Annotated in this window: 15 protein-coding genes; 8 read left to right on the top strand and 7 right to left on the bottom strand. The window is 67.2% G+C overall.

The window, feature by feature from the left end:
- From JHW45_RS08395 to JHW45_RS08370, 6 genes are all read left to right on the top strand, one after another.
- The gene (locus JHW45_RS08395; protein WP_272860413.1) at positions 1-999 is read left to right on the top strand and encodes a glycosyltransferase; all 999 of its coding nucleotides are present in this window, start codon (positions 1-3) and stop codon (positions 997-999) included.
- On the top strand, positions 996-5,558 hold the full coding sequence (locus JHW45_RS08390; RefSeq protein WP_272860412.1) for a MupA/Atu3671 family FMN-dependent luciferase-like monooxygenase: 4,563 nt from the start codon (positions 996-998) through the stop codon (positions 5,556-5,558). The genes JHW45_RS08395 and JHW45_RS08390 overlap by 4 nt, the downstream gene beginning before the upstream one ends.
- A gap of 3 nt (positions 5,559-5,561) precedes the next feature.
- The gene (locus JHW45_RS08385; RefSeq protein WP_272860411.1) at positions 5,562-6,233 is read left to right on the top strand and encodes a 4'-phosphopantetheinyl transferase family protein; all 672 of its coding nucleotides are present in this window, start codon (positions 5,562-5,564) and stop codon (positions 6,231-6,233) included.
- Between the two features lie 19 nt (positions 6,234-6,252).
- Positions 6,253-7,227, top strand: a complete 975-nt coding sequence (locus JHW45_RS08380) for a hypothetical protein (RefSeq protein ID WP_272860410.1) — start codon at positions 6,253-6,255, stop codon at positions 7,225-7,227.
- Positions 7,224-8,120 (top strand): glycosyltransferase family 2 protein, encoded by an 897-nt coding sequence (locus JHW45_RS08375; protein WP_336385809.1) that lies wholly within the window; start codon positions 7,224-7,226, stop codon positions 8,118-8,120. Before JHW45_RS08380 ends, JHW45_RS08375 begins: the two co-directional genes overlap by 4 nt.
- 95 nt (positions 8,121-8,215) lie before the next feature.
- A complete protein-coding gene (locus JHW45_RS08370) occupies positions 8,216-9,427 on the top strand; it encodes a glycosyltransferase family 4 protein (protein WP_272860409.1) in 1,212 nt (403 codons plus the stop codon).
- Positions 9,428-9,701: 274 nt separating this feature from the next.
- Here the strand turns inward: JHW45_RS08370 and JHW45_RS08365 are convergent, their stop codons facing one another.
- Positions 9,702-11,297, bottom strand: a complete 1,596-nt coding sequence (locus JHW45_RS08365) for a peptide chain release factor 3 (RefSeq protein WP_272860408.1) — start codon at positions 11,295-11,297, stop codon at positions 9,702-9,704.
- Between the two features lie 245 nt (positions 11,298-11,542).
- On the opposite strand from JHW45_RS08365, the gene JHW45_RS08360 reads away from it, so the two are divergent.
- The gene (locus tag JHW45_RS08360; RefSeq protein WP_272860407.1) at positions 11,543-13,045 is read left to right on the top strand and encodes a hypothetical protein; all 1,503 of its coding nucleotides are present in this window, start codon (positions 11,543-11,545) and stop codon (positions 13,043-13,045) included.
- Here the strand turns inward: JHW45_RS08360 and JHW45_RS08355 are convergent.
- The 5 genes from JHW45_RS08355 to JHW45_RS08335 all read right to left on the bottom strand — a co-directional run bounded on the left by JHW45_RS08355 (position 13,005) and on the right by JHW45_RS08335 (position 20,574).
- The gene (locus JHW45_RS08355) at positions 13,005-14,675 is read right to left on the bottom strand and encodes a formate--tetrahydrofolate ligase (RefSeq protein ID WP_272860406.1); all 1,671 of its coding nucleotides are present in this window, start codon (positions 14,673-14,675) and stop codon (positions 13,005-13,007) included. The two genes, JHW45_RS08360 and JHW45_RS08355, sit on opposite strands and share 41 nt — an antisense overlap.
- Before the next feature lie 48 nt (positions 14,676-14,723).
- On the bottom strand, positions 14,724-15,149 hold the full coding sequence (locus tag JHW45_RS08350) for a universal stress protein (protein WP_272860405.1): 426 nt from the start codon (positions 15,147-15,149) through the stop codon (positions 14,724-14,726).
- Positions 15,142-17,970: a TRAP transporter permease gene (locus JHW45_RS08345; RefSeq protein ID WP_272860404.1), complete on the bottom strand. Its 2,829-nt coding sequence runs from the start codon at positions 17,968-17,970 to the stop codon at positions 15,142-15,144. Before JHW45_RS08345 ends, JHW45_RS08350 begins: the two co-directional genes overlap by 8 nt.
- Positions 17,971-18,054: 84 nt before the next feature.
- Positions 18,055-19,029 carry a TAXI family TRAP transporter solute-binding subunit gene (locus tag JHW45_RS08340; protein WP_272860403.1) on the bottom strand — a complete coding sequence of 325 codons (975 nt, stop codon included), beginning with the start codon at positions 19,027-19,029 and terminating at the stop codon, positions 18,055-18,057.
- 213 nt (positions 19,030-19,242) lie between these two features.
- A complete protein-coding gene (locus JHW45_RS08335) occupies positions 19,243-20,574 on the bottom strand; it encodes an aspartate aminotransferase family protein (protein ID WP_272860402.1) in 1,332 nt (443 codons plus the stop codon).
- A 40-nt stretch (positions 20,575-20,614) separates the two neighbouring features.
- Here JHW45_RS08335 and JHW45_RS08330 point away from each other — a divergent pair, with 40 nt between their 5' ends.
- Positions 20,615-21,160 (top strand): carboxymuconolactone decarboxylase family protein, encoded by a 546-nt coding sequence (locus tag JHW45_RS08330; protein ID WP_272860401.1) that lies wholly within the window; start codon positions 20,615-20,617, stop codon positions 21,158-21,160.
- Here the strand turns inward: JHW45_RS08330 and JHW45_RS08325 are convergent.
- The gene (locus tag JHW45_RS08325; RefSeq protein WP_272860578.1) at positions 21,139-21,747 is read right to left on the bottom strand and encodes a uracil-DNA glycosylase family protein; all 609 of its coding nucleotides are present in this window, start codon (positions 21,745-21,747) and stop codon (positions 21,139-21,141) included. The genes JHW45_RS08330 and JHW45_RS08325 overlap by 22 nt on opposite strands.
- Between the last annotated feature and the right edge of the window lie 124 nt (positions 21,748-21,871).

The raw sequence follows: 21,871 nt of genomic DNA, 5'->3' as shown, positions 1-21,871 counted from the left end.
ATGGCACGCGTTCTGACTATCATCCTGAACTGGCGCACGCCAGACATGACCATCCGCGCCGCCGAGGCGGCAATCGCGGCGATGGAGGGCGTTGCGGGCGGGATCGTCATCGTCGACAACGACAGCGGCGACGGGTCCGAGGAAAGACTGCGCGCGGCGGTCGCGGATAGCGGCTGGTCGCGCGTGCGGGTCGTCCAGTCAGGCCGCAACGGCGGTTTCGGGGCGGGCAACAATGCCGGTATCCGCACCGGTCTGGCGGACGGGGCGCGGCCCGATTACGTCTATCTTCTGAACTCGGACGCCTTTCCCGCGCCGGATGCGATCCGTGTGCTGCGCGATCATCTGCAAGACCATAAACAGACCGGACTGGCCGGCAGCTATATCCACGGCACCGACGATGCGCCGCATGTCACCTGTTTCCGCTTTCCCTCGGTCGCGTCCGAGTTCGAGGGCGCGGCCCAGACCGGCCCCATCAGCCGCCTCCTGCGCCACGCGGTCATCCCGCAGCCGATCCCCGAACAGGTCGCGCGCATGGACTGGGTCGCGGGCGCCAGCCTGATGATGCGGCAGGACATGCTGGACCGGATCGGCGCGTTCGACGAGGAATATTTCCTGTATTTCGAGGAAACCGATCTGTGCCTGCGTGCGGCGCGGGCCGGATGGCAGACCGATTACGTGCCGGCCAGCCGCGTCGCGCATATCGGATCGGTCTCGACCGGGATGAAGGAATGGGCGCGCACGCCGGACTACTGGTTCGACAGCCGCTGGCGATATTTCCGCAAGAATCACGGGCTGGCGACGGCGGTGGCCGCGACGCTGGCGCAGACGGCGGGGCTGGCGATCAACCGGCTGCGGGTGGCGCTTGGCAGTTCGCGCCGCAGCGGGTCGCGCGGCTTCATGCGCGATCTGCTGGCCCACGACATTCGCGCGCTGACGACCGGCATCCGGCCCGCTTCCGTTCATACTGACAAGGCTTCCGCCACCGAGAGGACGACATGACGCAATCCGCCCTTTTCATCGGCAACGAATCCCTGCTGATCCAGTGCGCCACCCAGTGGCGCGACCGTGGCCATTCCGTCGCCGCCGTGCTGACCCGCGATCCGGCGATCCGCGACTGGGCCGAGGATCAGGGCATCAGCGTGCTGCCGCAGCCGGACACGCGCGAGCCGGGCGATCTGCACTATGACTGGTTGTTCAGCATCGCCAACCTGTCGCTGGTTCCCGACGCGCTGCTGGACCGCGCCGCGAAGGGGGCGATCAACTTCCATGACGGGCCGCTGCCGCGCCGCGCGGGTCTGAACACGCCCGCGTGGGCAATCCTGCAGGGCGACACGCAGCACGGCATCACCTGGCATCTGATCGAAGGCGGCCTTGATGAGGGCGACATCCTGGAACAGCGCCTGTTCGACATCGCCCCCGACGACACGACGCTGACCCTGAACACCCGCGCCTTCGAGGCGGCCATCGACAGTTTCGGCGCGGTGATCGGACAGGTGGAAAACGGGCTGCGACGGCAAAAGCAGGATCTGTCGCAGCGCTTCTATCACGCCCGCGCGGACCGCCCCGAGGGAGCGGCGCGGCTGGATTTCAACGCCCCGCGCGAGGCTGCATCGCGTCTGATCCGGGGTCTGGATCACGGCGATTACGCCAACCCGCTGGCACTGGCCAAGTTCGAGGTGGAGGGGCGCGTGATCGCCGTGTCCCATGTCGAACCGGCCGAAGGTTCCGGCGCACCGGGCACGGTCATTGCCGCCGACGAACAGGGTGCGACGGTGATGTTTGCCGACGGCGCGTTGCGGCTGACCGGGTTGGCGGCGCTGGACGGGTCGGAATTCGATCCGGCACGCCTTCAGGGCACGACGCTGGCCTCTGGCGGCGATGACGCGGCGTTGACCGACGCAATGAAGGCCGTGGCGCCGGGCGAAGGTTATTGGCGCAGCGCGTTGAAATCATTCGCGGCGGCGCTGGTTCCGCTGGCGAACGGCGACGAATCGCAGGGCGACTGGCAGGCGCTGCCGGTCGAGGGCGGGGCGGACGATCTGCTGGCCGCCGCCGCGATGCTGGCCACCGGGCTGTCAGGCGGCGAGGCGGTCGATCTGGCGCTGCACGATCCGGCCGCGCCCCGTGCGCCGGGGTATCTGTCGGACTGGGTGCCGCTGCGCGCCGTCGCCGATCCGGCGGAAACCGCCGATGCGTTGCGCGCGCGCATGGCCGCGGCGCTGGACCGCGCGCGCCGCTATCCGGCCTTCGCGCTGGACCTGCCGCTGCGCGATCCGGCCATCGAAATGCCGCAGCGACCGCAGATCGGCGTTGCGGCGGCCGGCGATGCGCCGGTGGCTGGAACCGTGATCTCTCTGGCACCCGAAAGCGGGCGGCTTTACCACGACGCCTCGCGCCTCGACGCGGCGTCGGCGCAGCTTCTGGCGGCGCGACTGTCGCATCTGGCGGCGGGACTGGCGCAGGGCGGGCGCGTGGGCGACATCGCACCGATGCCCAAGGCGGAACGGGATCGGGTTCTGAACGACTGGAACGCGACCGAGGTCGCGTTCGACGATATCTGCGTCCACCACGCCTTCGAGGCGCAGGCGGCGCGGACACCCGACGCCATCGCGCTGACGGTCGAGGATCGCGACCTGACCTATGCCCAGTTGAACGAACGCGCCAACCGCGCCGCCCATGTGCTGCGCCAGATGGGGGTCGAACCCGGCGCGCTGGTCGGCGTCCATACCGGCCGCAGCGAGCATCTGCTGATCGGCACGCTGGCGATCATGAAGGCCGGCGGCGCCTATGTGCCGCTGGACCCGGCCTATCCGGCCGATCGGATCGCGCTGTATATCGAGGACAGCGGCTGCACGGTGATCGTGACCGAAGCCGCGCTGTCGCAGAACCTGCCCGCGCATGGCGCCGAATTGCTGGTGCTGGATCAGGACAGCCGCATCGGCGCGGCGGCGACCGAGAACCCCGACAGCGGCGTGACGACCGGCGATCTGGCCTATCTGATCTATACCTCCGGTTCGACCGGGCGGCCCAAGGGCGTCATGCTGGAACATCGCAACGTGGCGAATTTCTTTGCCGGCATGGACGGTCGCGTGCAGCACGATGCGGGCGGGGTCTGGCTGGCCGTCACCTCGCTGTCCTTCGATATTTCGGTGCTGGAACTGTTCTACACGCTGGCGCGCGGTTTCCGCGTGGTGCTGATGGGCGACACAGAACGCGCGCTGGTGTCGGGCGGCGCGTCCGTCAGCGCCAGACCGATGGATTTCAGCCTGTTCTACTGGGGCAATGACGACGGGATCGGGCGCGAGAAATACCAGCTGCTGCTGGATGGCGCGCGCTTTGCCGATCAGCACGGATTCTGCGCGGTCTGGACGCCGGAACGGCATTTCCACGCGTTCGGCGGCCCCTATCCCAACCCGTCCGTCACCGGTGCGGCGGTGGCGGCGGTGACGAAGAACCTGGAGGTGCGGGCAGGGTCGTGTGTCGCGCCGCTGCACCACCCGATCCGCATCGCCGAGGAATGGGCGGTCATCGACAACCTGACCAACGGCCGCACCGGGCTGGCCATCGCGTCCGGCTGGCACCCCGAGGATTTCGTGCTGCGCGCCGAGAACGCGCCGCCCGAGAACAAGCCCGCGATGTACAAATCCATCGACATCCTGCGCCGGTTGTGGCGCGGCGAAAAGGTGGCGTTCCCGATGGCCGGCGGCAAGATGGTCGATGTGCTGACCCAGCCCCGTCCGGTGTCGGACGAGATCAATATCTGGGTGACCACCGCCGGCAATCCGCAGACCTGGAAAGAGGCGGGCGAGTTGGGCGCGCATGTGCTGACCCACCTGCTTGGCCAGTCGATCGACGAGGTGGGCGAGAAGATCGCGATCTATCACAAGGCGTTGCGCGACAGCGGCCGCGATCCGGCGAAATATCGCGTGACGCTGATGCTGCACAGCTATCTGGCGCAGGACCGCGATACCGCGCGCGAGGTCGCGCGCCAGCCGATGAAGGATTACCTCGCCTCGGCCGCGGCGCTGGTCAAGCAATATGCCTGGGCGTTCCCGGCCTTCAAGAAGCCGCAGGGCGTGTCCAACCCGATGGAGATCGATCTGGGCAGTCTCAGCGAGGAAGAAAACGACGCGATCCTGGAATTCGCCTTCCACCGCTATTTCGAGGATTCGGGCCTGTTTGGCACGGTCGACGAATTGCTGCCGCGGGTCGAGCAGCTGAAGAATATCGGCGTCACCGAAATTGCGGCGCTGATCGATTACGGCATCCCGCGCGCGCAGGTGCTGGAAGGGCTGAAGCCCTTGGCCGAATTGCTGGCGCGCGCGAATGCCGGCACGGCGCCGGCGGATGACGATTTCTCGATCGCGGCGCAGATCCGCCGCCACGATGTGACGCATCTGCAATGCACGCCGTCGATGGCGCGGATGATCGCGATGAACGACGATGCGCGCGCGGCGTTGGGGCGGGTCCGGCACCTGCTGATCGGCGGCGAGGCGTTGTCGGGGTCGCTGGTCGCGGATCTGAACAAGGCCAGCGATGCCAGCATCGAGAACATGTACGGGCCGACCGAAACGACGGTCTGGTCCACCACCGCCACCGCCGACGCGGCCCAGCCCGTCGCCAGCATCGGCACGCCCATCGCCAACACCCAGATCTATGTGCTGGACGACGCGATGCAGCCGGTGCCGGTCGGCGCGCCGGGCGAGTTGTGGATCGGCGGCGCCGGGGTCGCGCGCGGATACTGGCAGCGCGACGATCTGACCCAGGATCGGTTCAAGCCTAATCCGTTCCACGACGGGCGCATGTACCGGACCGGCGATCTGGTGCGCTGGCAGACCGATGGCCGGCTGGAGTTTCTGGGCCGCGCCGATCATCAGGTCAAGATGCGCGGCTATCGCATCGAGCTGGGCGAGATCGAGGCGGTGTCCGAGGGGTTCGCCGGGGTCCGGCAGGCCGTGGTCTTGGCGCGAGAGGATCGGCCGGGCGACATGCGGCTGGTGGCCTATGTGACCGGCGACAGCTGGCTGTCGACCGACGCGCTGCGCGATCATCTGGCGCAGGTGCTGCCGGCGCATATGGTGCCCGCGCATGTGGTCAAGCTGCCCGAGTTTCCGTTGACCCCGAACCGCAAGGTGGACCGCAAGGCGCTGCCGGCCCCGGCCGATGCGATCACGCAGGCGGCGCAAAGCTATGTCGCGCCGTCCATGGGCGTGCAGGCCACCATCGCGCAGGTCTGGTCGCGCATCCTGAACCGGCCGCAGATCGGCGCCAGGGACAATTTCTTTGCGCTTGGCGGCCATTCGCTGCTGGCGGTGCAGGCGCATCGCGAAATTCGGCAGGCGCTTGGCGGCGGGGTCAAGCTGTCGATCACCGACATCTTCCAGTTTCCGACGCTTGAGGGGCTGGCCGGCCATCTGGGCGCCGAGGATGCGGCGAACCTGGCGGCGGAGCCGGATTCCGGCGGCGGCGATGGCGGATCGGCCGAGGACAGGGCTGCGGCGCGCGCCGATGCCATGTCGCGCCGCCGCGCGCTGCGCGCCGGCCGCGACCGAAGCTAGGGCATGTCGATACTGGCGAAAGCGGTGGGCGGACTGTTCCCGGATGGCGTCGGCGTGGCCGTCATGGCCATCGGCGCGGCATCTGACGCGTGGCCCGATGAGGCCGGGGCGATGGCGAATGCCGTGCCGCATCGCCGGCGCGAATTTGCCGCAGGCCGGGCGGCGGCGCGGGCGGCGATGACGGCGGCGGGGCTGATGCCCGCCGCGATCCCGATGGCCGCGGATCGCGCGCCGGTCTGGCCCGCCGGGGTCGTCGGCAGCATCACCCATGCCGCCGATGTCGCGCTGGCGGTCGCCGCGCCGCAGGCCGTGGCACGGGGTCTGGGGCTGGACATGGAACCCGACGCGCCCCTGCCGGGCGACGTCCTGTCCGAGATCTGCGACGGCGACGAATGCGCCTGGATCGCCGGGCAGGTGCAGCCGCTGCGATGGGCGCGCGTGATCTTTGTTGCGAAAGAGGCCGCGTTCAAGTGCCAGTATCCGGCCAGCGCAACGATCTTCGGCTTCGACGGGATGAGCGTGCAGGTCGACACGGCGCACAACGCGCTGGTGGCCCGATTCACGCGCGCGATCCCTCCATTCGCCAAGGGCGATGCATTGCAGGGCCGCTTCGCGCTGACGGGCGGTCAGATCGTCGCGGGGTTCTGCCGACCCGGCGCGCGCGCAGTCAATTAGAAAGCCAAGGAGGACAGCGATGAATCGACGTCTGGGTCTTTTCGGCGGCTTGGCCGCATTGGGGCTTGCCGGGCTTGGCGCGGCGGGGCTGATGATACGCCGGCAGCGCGCGGCGGGTCCGGACCCGCTGCCGCAGATGTCTGATGCGGATTTCGCGGCCGCGCATCCGGCGTTGCCCGCGCCCGATTCCGCGCTGCGCGTGTTTCATCTGGGGCACAGCCTTGTCGGGCGCGACATGCCCGCGATGCTGGCGCAGCTTGCGCCGCCGGGGCATGAATATGCCTCTCAGCTGGGCTGGGGGGCGACGCTGCGGGCGCATTGGTCCGGCCCCGACGAGGTTCCCGGATTCGATCAGGAAAACGCCCATCCCGCCCACCGCCCGGTGCGCGACGCCCTTGCAAGCGGCGATTACGACGCGCTGGTCCTGACCGAGATGGTCGAGCTGCGCGATGCGATCAAATGGCACGCCAGCGGCAATTACCTGGCCGAATGGGCCCGGTTTGCGCGCCGTGCGCGCCCCGATATCCGCATCTATCTGTACGAGACCTGGCATTCGCTGGACGATGAGGCCGGCTGGCTGGAACGCATCGACGAAGATGCGGTGACGCTGTGGCAGGATCAGGTCATGCGCCGCGCCATGAGTGCCCAAGGCGTCGGGGCGATCTATCGTGTGCCGGGCGGGCCTGCGCTGGCCGCCGTCGCGCGCGCGGCCGAAGCCGGCGATCTGCCCGGGCTGGACCGGCGCGAGGGTCTTTTCGCCCAAACGCCCGAGGGCCAGACCGATACCATCCATCTGGGCGATCTGGGCAGTTACGTGATCGCCCTGACGCATTACGCGGTTCTGTATCAGCGCGATCCGCAAGGTTTGCCCGCGCAGCTGAACCGCGCCGATGGCAGCGCCGCGCAGGCGTTTCAGCCCCGGACGGCGGCGCGCGTGCAGCGGCTGGTCTGGCGCGTGGTGTCGACCGATCCGCTGACCGGGGTGGCTGCATGATCGGCGGCGACGCGGACATGGATGCGGGGGCGTCCCCGCACGAGAGGGTGGATACGCCCCCGGCGCTAAGCGTCATCCTGCCTGCCAGCAACGAACAGGATTATATCGGCGCATGCCTGACCGCGCTGCTGGCCAGCGATCCGGTGCCAAGCGGCGCCGAGGTGATCGTCGTGGCCAATGGCTGTCGCGACCGGACCGCCGGGATCGCGCGCAGCCTTGTGCCCGCAGCAGGCCGCGCCGGCTGGAAAATGCAGGTGATCGAGCGTGAGGAGGGCAGCAAGATGGGTGCGCTGAACGCGGGCGATCTTGCCGCCTCTGGCGATCTGCGCGCCTATCTGGACGCCGATGTGGTGGTCAGCCCGCCGCTGATGGCCGAACTGGTCGGCGCGCTGAAAGCTGCGACGGGCGCGGCCTATGCCAGCGGAACGGCCATCGTGCCGCCCGCCCGCAGCGCGGTCACGCGCGCCTATGCCCGCCTGTGGCAGCGCCTGCCATTCGCGCAGGACAGCGCGCCGGGGTTCGGGCTGTTCGCCGTCAACGCCGCCGGACGCGCCCGGTGGGACCGGTTTCCGCCCATCATCTCGGACGACACCTTCGTGCGGCTGCAATTCGCGCCGCACGAACGGATCGGGGTGCGCGCCACCTATGTCTGGCCGATGGTCGAGGGATGGGCGCGCCTGGTCCGGGTCCGGCGCCGGCAGGACGAGGGGGTGCGCGAGATTGCCGAACGCTGGCCCGACCTGATGCGGAACGAGGGCAAGCCTGCCCTGGGTCCGGCCGGGGCCGCGCGTCTGGCGTTGCGCGATCCGGCGGGGTTTGCGGTCTATGCCGCCGTCTCGGCCGTGGTCCGCATGAATCGCGGGCGGTCCGGTGCCTGGATTCGTGGACGTTAGGATTGGGGTCGATGTCTGTCCGGAATGGCTTTTGTCGCCACGCGGAATGCGCTAGGCGGAACGCGCCGCCCGTCGCGGCATGAGGTAGGATTGTCTTGCGTATCGGGTATCTGCTGAACACCTATCCTCAGCCCAGTGTCACCTTCATCCGGCGCGAGATCCGGGGGCTGGAACGTCGCGGCATCCAGGTTCACCGTATTGCCATGCGCAGCGACCGCGATTCGCTGGTCGATCCCGCCGATCTTGAGGAATACGACCGCACCGAACTGGTGCTGAAGGCGGGCGCCGGCCGGCTGCTGATGGACAGTCTGCGGCTGGCGGTCCTGCGGCCCGGCGGCTTTGGCCGCGCGCTGGCGCGGGCGTGGCGGATGGGCGGTCGCTCGGGGCAGGGACGGCTGCGCCACCTGATCTATCTGGCCGAGGCGGCTTATGTCACCCGGCGCGCCGCATCGCTGCGGCTGGTGCATCTGCACGCCCATTTCGGCACCAATCCGGCCATGGTCGCGGCGCTGGTGGGCGATCTGGGCGGGCCGGGGTTCAGCTTTACCGTTCACGGCCCCGAAGAATTCGACAGCCCGGTTGCGCTGAGCCTGGGCGAAAAGATCGCCGCCTCGCGTTTCGCCGTGGCGATCTCTGCGCATGGGCGCAGCCAGCTTTGCCGGTGGGCCGACCACGCGGATTGGCCGCGCATCCACGTTGTCCATTGCGGGATCGACCCCACGCGCTTTGCCGATCCTGCGCCGATGCCGCAGGGCGCGCCGCTGCGGCTGGCGGCCATCGGACGCTTTTCCGAACAGAAAGGCCAATTGCTGCTGCCCGAGGCGCTGGCACAGGCGCGCGCGCACGGCGCCGACATTCACCTGACGCTGGTCGGCGACGGGCCGATGCGCCCGCAGATCGAGGCCGCCATCGCCGCACACGATCTGGGCCATGCGGTCACGCTGACCGGCTGGCTGGACGAGGCCGGCGTGCGCCGTGTTCTGGCCGAAAGCCACGCGCTGATCATGCCCAGCTTTGCCGAGGGCCTGCCGATGGTGGTGATGGAGGCGATGGCCGCGGGCCGCGCCGTCATCGCCACCTGGATCGCCGGTACGCCGGAACTGGTGCAAGACGGGCACACCGGCTGGCTGGTCCCTGCCGGCAGCACAGGCGCGCTGGCCGATGCCGTCCGCGACGCCGCGGGCGCATCCACCGACCGGCTGGCGCAGATGGGGCAGGCGGGGCGCGACCGTGTCCTGATGCGCCATGACGTGGATCGCGAGGCCGGAAAACTGGCCCGCCTGATCGAGGACGCAATCCGCCGATGAGATTCACATGGTCCTTCCTGTCCGGCACCAGCATCACCCAAAGGGCGCTGCGGGGGTCGGCGGGTCCGTGTCGCCAACATCGAACAGGCGCTGCGCCAAGTCCGACTGGGCGAGATGACGCTGGTAATCGGGCAGTTCCTGTCATCGGCGCTGCGCGCGATTGGTGCCCGCCAGCATTACAAGAAATCAAGCAGCTGGCGGGTCTGTCGCATGTGTACATGACGGGCTGAGGCGCTGTCTGACCGCGCGTCGTTCCGCAGCCTGGGCCGCGCCCTCAGACCATCATTTCCTTCGTGGCCGACAGGGTCAGGTCGGGATGATCGCGCTCGATCCGGTCGATGTCCCATTGCAGCCGGGTCAGATAGACCAGATCGCCGTCGTGATCCTGCGCCAGATGTCCCTTGTTGACGCTGGCGAAGGCATCGACGCGGTCCTCGGGTCCCGTCACCCATCGCGCGCTGGTGAATTGCGACTGTTCGAAACGCACGGGGATTCCGTATTCCAGCTCGATCCGGCTGGCCAGAACCTCGAATTGCAGCGCGCCGACGACGCCCACGATGAAGCCCGATCCGATCATCGGCTTGAAGACCTTGGCCGCCCCTTCCTCGGCGAACTGCATCAGCGCCTTTTCCAGATGCTTGGCCTTCATCGGATCGGTGGCGCGCACCGATTGCAGCAGCTCGGGCGCGAAAGAGGGGATGCCGGTGAAGCGCAGCGCCTCGCCCTCGGTCAGGGCGTCGCCGATGCGCAGCTGGCCGTGATTGGGAATGCCGATGATGTCGCCCGCCCACGCCTCGTCCGCCAGTTCGCGGTCGGCGGCCAGAAACAGCACCGGATTGCCGACCGCCATCTGCTTTTTCGTCCGCACATGGGTCAGTTTCGTGCCGCGTTCGAAATGGCCGGACGCAAGGCGGACAAAGGCCACGCGGTCGCGATGCTTGGGGTCCATGTTCGCCTGCACCTTGAAGACGAAGCCGCTGACCGACGGCTCTTCGGGCGCAACCTGGCGCCCGGCGGTGTTCTGCGGCTGCGGTGGCGGGCCGAACAGCCGGATCCCGGTCATCAGCTCGCGCACGCCGAAACTGTTGATGGCGCTGCCGAACCAGATCGGGGTCAGATGTCCCTCAAGAAACGACTGCGGATCGAAGGCTGGCAGCAATTCGCGCGCCATCTCGACCTCGTCGCGCAGTTGCGCAAGCTGTTCGGCGGGGACATGCTGCGCCAGCCCCGGATCGTCCAGCCCGGTCAGCCGGATGGATTGCGCGACGCGGTTGCGGTCGGCGCGGTCCATCAGGTCCAGCCGGTCGTTCAGCAGGTCGTAGCAGCCGATGAAATCGCGGCCCATGCCGATGGGCCAGCTTGCCGGCGCGACGTCGATGGCCAGGTTTTCCTGAATTTCGTCGATGATCTCGAACGTGTCGCGGCTTTCGCGATCCATCTTGTTGCAGAAGGTCAGGATCGGCAGATCGCGCAGCCGGCACACCTCGAACAGCTTGCGCGTCTGGCTTTCCACGCCCTTGGCCCCGTCGATGACCATGATCGCCGCATCGACCGCCGTCAGCGTGCGATAGGTATCTTCGGAAAAATCGCTGTGGCCGGGCGTGTCGACCAGGTTGAAGCGGTGCCCGTCATAGTCGAACGACATGGCCGAGGCCGAGACCGAGATCCCGCGCTCCTGCTCCATCTTCATGAAGTCGGACCGGGTGCGGCGTGCCTCGCCCTTGGCGCGGACCTGCCCGGCCATCTGGATGGCGCCGCCATACAGCAGGAATTTCTCGGTCAGCGTGGTCTTGCCGGCATCCGGATGCGAGATGATCGCAAAGGTGCGGCGGCGGGCGATTTCAGGGGGAAGGTCGGGGCGGTTGCTCATGCCCGCGCATGTAGCGCGCCTGCCCGACCGGCGCAATCTGCGCGTTGCGGCGCGCGGATGCGGGGGCCGGTCAGTCCGCCGCAGGCCATCGGCAAATCGGACATATCATGTTCTCATGCGATCCCAAATCTGGATTAAAATTGTTTGCGGATCGCGTTTGAATTCTTTGGCGAAACGGCCAGAATTCCGAAACGTGAACAAGGGCTTTATGCAAGCTGCAAACCTATTTCGGAAAACGAATCCGCATGTCCTGTGATGCCAGCTATGAACGCCTGATGCGGCTGTTGTCGGCCCGTGGACTTGAATTTCTGCGCCAAAGGATCATGGACCTGCCCGATCCGGTCCCGACCGGTCACGATGCGGTCGAGGCGCTGGCGCAGACCGCGCGTCTGGCGCCGGTCTTGTCGGGGCTGCGCGGACACCGGTCCCCGTTGGAGGATATCGTCCGGCGCCGCCTGTCCGGGCAAATAATCGGCGATGCCGCAGATGCGGTGCTGACGGGCAGGGCGACCGGCAGTCAGCGCCGTCTGGTCCTCGCCGGCGGTCTGGTGGCGGGCGACGATCCGCTGTGGCGGATGGCGATGCTGACGCTTGCCGAAGACGGCGATCTGCCGATAGCGGATCGGCTGGCCGCCGGAACGCACGATCCGGATGTGCTGGGCGCGGCGGAAAGGCTGGTGGCGACGCCCGTTCCGGCCGAGGCGGTGAATGCCGCGCGGATAGATCGTTTTGCCGGCGTGCTGGCGCAGCTTTATCGCCTTGGCGCGGGTCGTCCGCGATTTGCGGATGCGCGCAGCTATGGCGCGGCACATGCGAATGCGATGCGCTTTGCCGATTGGGCGCGACGCCGGAAACATGTCACGGCGATGGCGCAGATGGCGTTCTGCCTGCGGCTGATCGACCCCGGACACGATTTGTCGGACCTGATGTCGGAAATGATCGGCAGCCAGCGTCCCGACGGATCGTTTCCCGCACATGCTGGATTTTCCACGCGGGATCAACGTCTTGAAGAGGCGGTCAAGCCGACCCTGGTGGCGCTGGCCGCGCTGCACATCGTAGGGTGGCGGGGTTACAGCGGCGTGCGCGCCGCGATGCCGGATCGTCCAGATCGTCCGCTGCATCGGTGCCGAACCCTGTTCGCCGCCGCGATCCGCGACCGGATCGAGGACTGGTGTGCCGAGTATCCGCTGAACGATGTTCTGAGGATCGTCGCTGCCATGACCCGCGCGACCGGCGAGAACTGGTTTATGCGCTGCGGGTTGCAGGGCGTCGCGCCGGCAGAAGACGCTGTGCGGGTGCTGGCGGCCGAGATATTCGGGGACGCCCATGCCGCAAGTCAGGCGCGCAGCACGCTTGTTCTGACTGCGCTGCCCGCAGCATGGCGGGGTGATGCGCAGCTGCGGTGGCTGCGCGGAGCGGCGGTGGTGCTGAAACCCCCGGGACCAACGATGCGCCAGTTTCCCGCAAGGACCGGCGATGCGGCAGGTTTCGATGCGGTGTGCGTCGATCTTCTGCAATGCCAGCCGGTCGCGCCTGACCCCGACCTGCGGCAGGCGGCGCGGCGGCATGCGCGCGACGCGATGATGGCCAGCAGGCGGCCCGACGATCTGACGTTGACGGCGGCGGCCGCGTATCTGGGGCGGCTCAGCCGCATGGCGCAGCTGTTCGAACCCGACACCGAGATGCCGAAGCCAGCCTGGCCCGGGGTCAGAACAGACCCTCGACCTGGCCTTCGGCGTCCAGCGTGATGGTCTGCGCCGCGGGGCGGCTTGGCAGGCCGGGCATGGTCATGATCTCTCCGCAGATCGCGACGACAAAGCCCGCGCCGGCGTTCAGCCTGACTTCGCGCACCGGGATGATGTGGCCTTCGGGCGCGCCCCGGATCGCCGGATCGGTCGTGAACGAATACTGGGTCTTGGCGATGCAGACCGGCATTTTCGCGTGCCCGGCCTCTTCCCACCGGGCCAGCTGTTCGCGCACGCCGGGCGCGGCCTCGGCGTGGGCGGCGCGATAGATGCGGGTGCAGATCGTCTCGATCTTCTGCCATAACGGCATCGTGTCGGGATAGAGTTTGTGGAAATCGACGCTGTTCCCCTCGACCAGCGCGGTGACCTCGCGGGCCAGGTCCTCGGCACCCGCGCCGCCTTCGGCCCAGTGGCGGGCCAGGATGGCCTTGACGCCGTGGGCGGCGCAACAATCCTGCAATGCCGCGATCTCGGCCGGGCTGTCGCCGTCGAAATGGTTCAGCGCCACGACGACCGGCAGGCCGAACCCGTGCAGGTTCTCGATATGCCGGCCCAGATTGGCGCAGCCGCGCGTGACGGCGGCGGCGTCCTGATGGCCCAGATCGGCGCGGGCCGTGCCGCCATTCATCTTCAGCGCGCGGATCGTGGCGACCAGCACCGCGACCGAGGGCGTCAGTCCCGCCATGCGGCACTTGATGTCCAGAAACTTCTCGGCCCCCAGATCGGCGCCGAAACCCGCCTCGGTCACGACATAGTCGGACATGGCCAGCGCCGCGCGCGTGGCGATCACGCTGTTGCAGCCATGCGCGATGTTCCCGAACGGGCCGCCATGCACCAGCGCCGGGTTGTTTTCCAGCGTCTGCACCAGATTCGGCTGCAACGCATCCTTCAGCAGGACGGTCATCGCCCCATCGGCCTGCAGATCGCGGGCGGTGATCGGGGTCCGGTCGCGCGTATAGCCGATCACGATGCGGCCCAACCGATCCTGCAGATCGGCCAGATCGCGGGCCAGACACAGGATCGCCATCACCTCGGAGGCCACGGTGATGTCGAAACCCGACTGGCGCGGAAAACCGTTCGCCACCCCGCCAAGCCCCAGGGCAACGTCGCGCAGGGCGCGGTCGTTCATGTCCATCACCCGCCGCCATGCGATGCGGCGGCTGTCGATGTTCAGTTCGTTGCCCCAGTAGATGTGGTTGTCGATCATCGCGGCCAGCAGGTTGTGGGCGCTGGTGATCGCGTGAAAATCCCCGGTGAAATGCAGGTTCATGTCTTCCATCGGCACGATCTGCGCCCGCCCGCCACCCGCCGCGCCGCCCTTCATCCCGAAATTCGGGCCAAGGCTGGCCTCGCGGATGCAGATCGTCGTGCGCTTGCCGATCCGGTTCAGCGCATCGCCCAAGCCCACGGTGGTCGTGGTCTTGCCTTCGCCCGCTGGCGTGGGGTTGATCGCGGTTACCAGCACCAGCCGGCCCGGCGCACGCCCCTGCAAGGCGGCGATGGCGGCGTGGGTGATCTTGGCCTTGTCGTGACCATAGGGCAGGATATCGGCAGGGCTCAGCCCCAGCCCGGCGGCGACCTCGGCAATCGGCAGTTTCACCGCCTGCCGCGCGATCTGGATATCGGTCATCATGCCAAGGGCGTGCGCAAGCTGTCGGCGCAGGTCATGCCGAAGCCATTTCTAGCGCACCACCATCACCGAAATCGGCGAATGACGCACGACCGAATTGGCATGGCTGCTCAGCAGGATGCTGCGCAGCTCGTCGGGCTGCTGGCTGGCCATCACGATCACATCGGCGCCGATCTCGGACGCGACCCTCAGGATCGTTTCCGAGACATGGCCGTGCCCGACATGCACCGCCACGTCGGGGCCCGAGCCGAACTCGGACGCCGCCAGCCGGTCCAGCGCCGCCTTCATCTCGCCCAGGGCCTTTGCCTCGAAGCCTTTGGGCAGGAACGTGGCGACCATCGAACTGCCGATATCGGGGACGATGCCCAGCAGATGGACCGTGCCGCCATCGCCGGCCAGGGCGCGCGCCTCGGGCAGCGCCTTGGTCCAGCTGGCCTCCTGTGACAGGTCCAGGGGAAGCAGGACGTTCCTATGCATGGCTCAGCCCTTTCTCTTCGCGGCGCGCCTGACCCTCGCCGGGACCGGCCCGCCGCCGTTGCAGCCAGACGACCAGCGCCAGGATCAGCGCCGCCGGGATATAGATCCAGTATTTCGACGGTGCGGGCGCGGGCGCGCGGACCAGCAGGATCGTCTGATCCCAGTCCAGCCCCGCTGCCTGCGCCGGGCTGTCGAAGGCGACGTTGTCGATCACGACCTGATCCCCGTTCTGGACCGTCTCGATCCCCAGCGCCTGCATCCGTTCCGCGCCGTCCGCACCTTCGGGCACCTCAAGCAGCGATGTGAACTCGACCGGCTCGCCCACATCGTTCAGCCCGGCGATGCGCAGCCGCAGCGGCTCTCCCGGCGTGGAGTCTGCCAGCGCCTGTTCGAACTGCGTCGGCGGCAGATCGTCATAGGGGGGATAGATATAGTCCATGAAGAAGCCGGGTCGGAAGATCGCGAAGGCCACCACCAGCAGCAGCACGGTTTCCCAGATCCGGTTGCGGGTCAGGAACCAGCCCTGCGTCGCCGCCGCGAACAGCAGCATCGCCAGTGTCGCGGTGATGAAGACGAAGATGCCGTGTATCCAGTCCACGTCGATCAGCAGCAGATCGGTATTGAAGATGAACAGGAAGGGCAGGGCGGCCGTGCGCAGGCTGTAGAAGAACGCGACCACGCCCGTGCGGATCGGATCCCCGCCAGACACGGCGGCCGCGGCGAAGGAGGCAAGACCCACCGGCGGCGTCACATCGGCCATGATGCCGAAATAGAACACGAACAGATGCACCGCGATCAGCGGCACGATCAGTCCGTTCTGCTGGCCCAGGGTAACGATCACCGGCGCCAGCAGGGCCGAGACGACGATATAGTTCGCGGTCGTCGGCAAGCCCATGCCCAGGATCAGCGACAGGATCGCGGTCAGGAACAGGATCGCCAGCAGATTGCCGCCCGACAGCACCTCGACCACGTCGGCCAGTGCCGATCCGACCCCGGTCTGGCTGACCGCGCCGACGATGATGCCGGCGGTCGCGGTCGCGATGCCGATGCCGATCATGTTGCGCGCACCGGAAATCAGGCCGTCCACCAGATCGTCAATGCCGGTGCGGAACGCGCGGGCGACGCCGGAATTGCCGGTCCGGTCCTTGCCGCGCATCAGCACCAGCAGGGGCCGTTGCGTCAGCAGAATGAAGATCATGAAGGCCGTCGCCCAGAACGCCGACAGGCCCGGCGACAGCCGGTCGACCATCAGCGCCCAGACCAGCACGACGATCGGCAGCAGGAAATGCAGACCCGACCGGACGGTGGGGCCGGGCAGGGGCAACTGCGTCACCGGGGCACTGGGATCGTCCAGTTCCAGCGGCTCCTCGCGCGAGGCGACGTAAAGCAGGGCCAGATAGGCGGCCGTCAGCAGCGCGAACACGACCCAGATGGCCGATTGGCCGAATGTGGGACGGATCCAGCCCATCGTGAACTTCAGCAGGAAGGCCAGCACGCCGATCACGACGATGCCGAACAGGAAGCCGATCACGCGACGGATCAGCGGGCCGGGCACATAGGCGCGGGGCAGACCCTCCATCCCGGCCTTCATCGCCTCGAGATGGACGATATAGACCAGCGCGATATAGCTGATCGTGGCCGGCACGAAGGCGTGCTTGACCACGTCGAAATAGGGGATGCCGACATATTCGACCATCAGGAAGGCCGCGGCCCCCATGACCGGCGGCATGATCTGGCCGTTGACCGAGGATGCAACCTCGACCGCGCCGGCCTTTTCGGAACTGAAGCCGACCTTCTTCATCAGCGGGATGGTGAAGGTGCCGGTGGTGACGACATTGGCGATGGACGATCCGGAAATCAGCCCGGTCATGGCCGAACTGACGACAGCCGCCTTGGCGGGACCGCCGCGCATGTGGCCCATCAGCGAAAAGGCGACCTGGATGAAATAGTTGCCCGCACCGGCCTTGTCCAGCAATGCGCCGAACAGCACGAACAGGAACACGAAGCTGGTCGAGACGCCCAGGGCGATGCCGAACACGCCCTCGGTCGTGATCCACTGGTGGTTGACCACCTCGGCCAGCGAGTTGCCCTTGTGCGCGATGATGCCGGGCATGTAGGGCCCAAGGAAAGTATAGGCCAGAAAGACCGTCGCCACGATCATCAGCGCCGGCCCAAGGCTGCGGCGCGTGGCCTCCAGCAGCAGCAGCAGGCCGATCACCGCGACCACGTAATCCTGCATGATCGGCGCGCCGACGCGGGTGCTGATCCCGTCATAGAAGAAATAGATATACAGCGCCGACAACGCCGCGACGATGGCCAGCGCCCATTCCCAGGGCGGCACCCAGGCTTTCGGACTGCCCAGCAGGATGGCCGCGATCACCGCGGCGCCGATGATCGGAATCCACCAGATCGGAACCCCGGCCTTCGATCCGATGATGAACAATACGGTCATCAGGACGGGGACGCCGACCCCCAGCACCAGCTGGAACGGGGTGCGCTCGGCGGGATAGGCCATATAGGCCAGAAACAGCGCGAAGGCGAGGTGGATGGACCGGGTCTCGGTGTCGTTCATGACTCCGAAACCGACGATGAAGGGGATGGGCGAGGCGATCCACAGCTGGAACAGCGACCAGCACAGCGCCGTGACCAGAAGCAGTTTTCCGACCATGCCGGGCGGCGTGCGCGCGCCCGTGTCGGACGAGGCGACCAGCGCATCCAGTTCCGCCTGGGTCAGCCCGCCATGTCCGGCGGCCTCCATCTCGACGGCGCTGGCTTCGAATTGCTGATCGTCGCGCGGGTGTTTCTTGTCCTTCTCGCTCATCGCGTCCCCCTGTTGATGGGTCTTATTGTCTTTTGTTCACGCGCGAAGGGCGGCCCGTGGGGCCGCCCTTTTGTGTCAACCGGATTATTCGATCCAGCCTTGTTCCCTGTAATACTTCTCGGCGCCCGGATGCAGCGGGGCGCTGTTGCCCTCAGTCACCATCGCTTCGGGTTCCAGATCGGCGAAGGCCGGGTGCAGGCCCTTGAAGCGGTCGAAATTGTCGAACACCGCCTTCACGACCTCATAAACCACGTCATCGGCCACATCGGCCGAGGTCACGAAGGTCGCCTTGACGCCGAACGTCTCGACATCGTCGGGGTTGCCGGCATACATGCCGCCCGGAATCGTCGCCTTGGCGTAATAGGGGTTTTCCTCGACCAGCTTGTCGATGGCCTCGCCGGTGACCGGCACCAGCCTTGCATCCACCGTCGATGTCGCCTCCTGGATCGAGCCGTTCGGATGGCCGACCGTATAGATGATCGCATCCACCTTGTTGTCGCCCAAGGCCGCCGACTGCTCGGCTGGCTTCAGTTCCGAGGCCAGCGCGAAATCGGACATCGACCAGCCAAGCGAATCCAGCACGACCTCCATCGTGGCGCGCTGACCGGAACCGGGATTGCCGACATTGACGCGCTTGCCCTTGAGATCCTCGAACGTCTCGATGCCGGAATCGGCGCGGGCGACGACGGTGAAGGGTTCGGGATGAACCGAGAAGATCGCCCGTTCCTTGTCGAATTTCTTGTCGCCGCTGAACTCCTCGGTATCGCCCTCATAGGCGTGATACTGCCAGTCGGACTGCGCGACGCCCATGGTCATGTCGCCGGCCTGGATCGCGTTGATATTGGCGATGGACCCGCCGGTGGACGGTGCGGTGCACTTGATCCCGGTCTGTTCGGTGTTGCGGTTGACGAGCCGGCAGATCGACTGGCCGACGACGTAATAGACGCCGGTCTGTCCGCCGGTGCCGATGGTGATGAAACGCTCTTCCTGGGCCGAGGCGACGGTTGCGCCCATGGCCAGGGCTGCGGCGCCCCACAGAATCGGTTTGAACTTGCTCATAAAGCATTCTCCCTTGTCGTGTTCCTGGTCTCTATTGAACCCACCCTGCGTCACGCAGGTTACCGACACGGTAGCGCAGTCAGCCGGTTTGGCAATCCCTAATGCCGTGCATCTGTAGAAATGCCTAGGACTTCCGTGCCTTAGACCGTATCCATGATCGTGCGGCGCAGCGGGGCGCGCCGGGAAAAACGCTGAAAATGCGGCGTGCGCGGCTCAGCCGCCGTGACCCAGAACCTCCTCGACCGCATCCGCCAGACGATCGACCAGCATCCCCATCTCAGCGTCCGAGATGATGAAGGGCGGCGCCAGAAGAACGTGATCGCCATGCTTGCCGTCGATGGTGCCCGACATCGGATAACAGATCAATCCGCGCACGAAGGCCGCCTTCTTCAGGCGCGCCGCGATCCGCAGCGACGGATCGAACGGCGCCTTGCTCGCGCGGTCGGCGACCAGTTCGATCCCCCGGAACAACCCGCGCCCGCGAATGTCGCCGACATGGGGGTGTTGGCCGAAACGCGATTCCAGCGCCGATTGCAGCGCCCGGCCCTTGCGTTGCACCTGCACCAGCAAGTCGCGATCCAGAATGGCGCGGACCACCGCAAGCCCCGCGGCGGTCGCGACCGGGTGGCCGATATAGGTGTGGCCGTGCTGGAAAAACCCGCTGCCCTGCGCGATGGCGTCATAGATTTCCTTGCTGCACAGCATCGCGCCGATAGGTTGATAACCCGCGCCCAACCCCTTGGCGATGCACAGGATATCGGGCGCGATGCCGTCCTGTTCGCAGGCAAACAGCGTGCCGGTCCGTCCCATGCCGCACATCACCTCGTCCAGGATCAGCAGGATGCCGTATTCGTCGCAGATCTGGCGGATGCGGCGGAAATATCCCGGCGCGGGCGGCACCGCGCCCGAGGTCGCGCCGACCACCGGTTCGGCCATGAACGCCATCACCGTGTCCGGGCCGAGGCGTTCGATCTCGTCGCGCAGCGCATTGGCCGCGCGCAGGCCGTATTCCTCGGCCGTCTCGTCCTCGCCGCGTTCGCGATATTCGTAACAGGGTGCGATATGGCTGACATCCAGCAGCAGCGGCCCGAATTGCTGGCGCCGCCATTCGTTGCCGCCCGCCGACAGCGCGCCGATGGTGTTGCCGTGATAGCTTTGGCGTCGTGCGATCAGGCGCGAGCGCTGCGGCTGCCCTTTTTCGACCCAGTATTGCCGGGCCAGCTTGATCGCCGCCTCGGTCGCCTCGGAACCGCCGCTGACGAAATAGACCCGGTCCAGATCGCCCGGCGCATGTTCGATCAGCAGATCGGCCAGCGCCTCGGCCGGTTCGCTGGTCAGAAAGCCGGTATGGGCAAAGGCCAGCCGGTCAAGCTGCGCCTTGATCGCCTCGGTCACCTCCTTGTCGCCATGGCCCAGACAGCTGACCGCGGCCCCGCCCGACCCGTCCAGATAGCGTTTCCCCTCGGAATCGATCAGAAACACACCCTCGCCCCCGACAGCAATCGGCGGTTGGGTGTGGCAATGGCGGGGGAAGACATGCGACATGACGATATTCCTGAGTCTCTGGTCAAGAAAGGATGTCCCGATGGACGTCGAGTTGAAACCCCTGAACGACACCGAATGGCCGCAATCGGTGGCCGCGCTGCGCGAGGGCTTTGCCGGCCGGCTGAACGTCTATCGCACGATGGCGCATCATCCGGCGCTGCTGGCGGCGTGGGCGCCGCTGCGCGAACATGTCGTGCGGCAGCGCGCGATGTCGGACCAGCAAAGCGAGGCGGTGATCCTGCGCACCGGCTACCACATGCAGTCGTCCTATGAATGGGCCCATCACGTCAGCCGCGGCCGCGCCGTGGGCATGAGCGAGGAACGCATCGCCTCGCTGGCCGGCCCGCTTGAGGGTATGGCACCCGAGGATCGCATCCTTGCCCGCGCGGTGGATGAGCTGGTCGAGGATGCGCGCCTGCTGGCCAGCACGCGCCGCGATGTCATCCGGCTGATCGGACCCGAGGGCATGTTCGATCTGATGGCGACGGTGGGGTTTTATTCGGTGCTGGGCTTCATCGCCAACAGCCTCGATGTGCCGCTGGATGACGATGTCGCGGCCGAGCTTCAGTCGCGGCCCGCGCCCTGATCCGGCCCACGTGCCAGTTCGCGGGCCACAGCCGCGCGCAAGGCCGGCAGCAGGTCGGTCTCGAACCAGGGATTGCGGCGCAGCCAGGCGGTGTTGCGCCAGGATGGATGGGGCAGGGCGAAGACCCCCGGCGCATGATCGCGCCAGCCGGCCACGGCGTCGGTGACGTTGCGCGCGCCCAGATGCCAGCGCAGCGCATGACCGCCCACCAGCAGCGTCAGCCGCGGCTGCAACAGCGTCATGACCCGGTCGCGCCATGTCTGCGCGCAGATCGGCGGCGGCGGCAAATCGGCGCCCTTGGCGTCGTAGCCCGGAAAACAGAACGCCATGGGCACGATGGCCACGCGGTCGCGATCATAGAACGTCGCCTCGTCCACCCCCATCCATTCGCGCAGCCTGTCGCCCGACCGGTCGGTAAAGGGGCGGCCGCTGTCATGCACGCGCGCGCCGGGGGCCTGACCGACGACCAGCATGCGCGCGCCGGGCCGGAACCACACGACGGGCCGGGGGCGGTGGGCGGTGGCGGTCGCGGCGAAACGCGATGCGCACAGGCGGCAGGCGGTGATCTGGTCGGCGATGGCGGACATGTCTGACATCTAGTGAAAATGCTGCGCGAAAGAAGGGTGCCATGTTTACGTTTTTTCAGGCATCAGGGTAGAAACTGGACAGTGGACGGGGCCGTGCCTATGGTCCGGCAGCTTCTGTCGGACC

Source organism: Paracoccus stylophorae (assembly GCF_028553765.1).
Lineage (GTDB): Bacteria > Pseudomonadota > Alphaproteobacteria > Rhodobacterales > Rhodobacteraceae > Paracoccus > Paracoccus stylophorae.
This window is presented reverse-complemented; position numbering and strand designations above follow the sequence as displayed.